Genomic DNA, 1,008 nt, shown 5'->3' with positions numbered 1-1,008 from the left:
GAACTGAAAAACGCGATCACCGCCCGGCAAGCCCGGATCACCGTCCACCTGCACGAGCAGCAAACCTCCCGGGATGTTCCGCGCGGGATCGACCCGGCCGACACCGCCCGGCTGGTCGGGTCACACGTCGCACTCGCCCGCCGGTGCTCACCCCACTTGGGGTCCCGGCTGCTGGGTCTCGCGCGCGCCGTCGTCGAGGAAATGCCGCACACCCTGGCCGCGCTGTCAGCCGGGGTGATCAGTGAAGGGGACGCCACCACCTTGTGCCGGGAAACCGCATGCCTCACGAAAAAGGACCGGGGCGTGGTGGATGCCGGGGTCGCCGACCAGTTGGGGGTGGTGAGTCACCGCCGCCTGGAAGCCGCCGTCCGGGAACACGCCTACCGGGTCGACCCCGCCGCGATCGTCACCCGCCGGGCCCGGGCTGAAACGCAACGCCGGGTCACGCTACGGCCGGCACCGGACTGCATGACCCAGCTGACCGCTTTGCTGCCGGTCAAGGACGGGGTCGCCTGCTACGCCGCCCTCACCACCGCCGTGAACACAGCCCGCGCCGACTCCGGCGACACCAGGTCGCAGGGGCAGGTGATGGCTGACACCCTGACCGAACGCGTCACCGGCCGCACACCCGCCGACGGTGTCAACGTGCAGGTGAACCTGCTGATGCCCGTCGACACCCTGACCGGAGACACCCCAGCCCACCTGGCCGGATACGGACCGATCCCCGCCGACCTCGCCCGACAACTCGCCACCGGCAGCGACGAGAACACCCGGGTGCAGGTCCGGCGCCTGTTCACCCACCCCGGCACCGGCGACCTCATCGGCATGGAATCGAGGGCACGCACCTACCCCGGGCTCCTCGCCCACCTCATCCGATTGCGGGACCAGACCTGCCGCACACCGTTCTGCAACGGCACGATCCGCCACATCGACCACATCCGCCCCCACGCCACCGGCGGCGCCACCACCGAACGCGACGGCCAAGGACTCTGCGAACGCTGCAACTAC

General features: G+C 70.3%; 1 protein-coding gene. It reads left to right on the top strand.

Annotation, left to right across the window (positions count from 1 at the left end; genetic code table 11):
- Window positions 1-1,008: HNH endonuclease (locus EFY87_RS19945; protein WP_123273232.1), on the top strand; the 1,008-nt coding region annotated here is incomplete at both ends.

The sequence above is a fragment of the Flexivirga caeni genome, from assembly GCF_003724155.1.
Lineage (GTDB): Bacteria > Actinomycetota > Actinomycetes > Actinomycetales > Dermatophilaceae > Flexivirga > Flexivirga caeni.
Note: the sequence above shows the minus strand (reverse complement) of the source record. Positions and strands in the feature narration are given on the sequence as shown.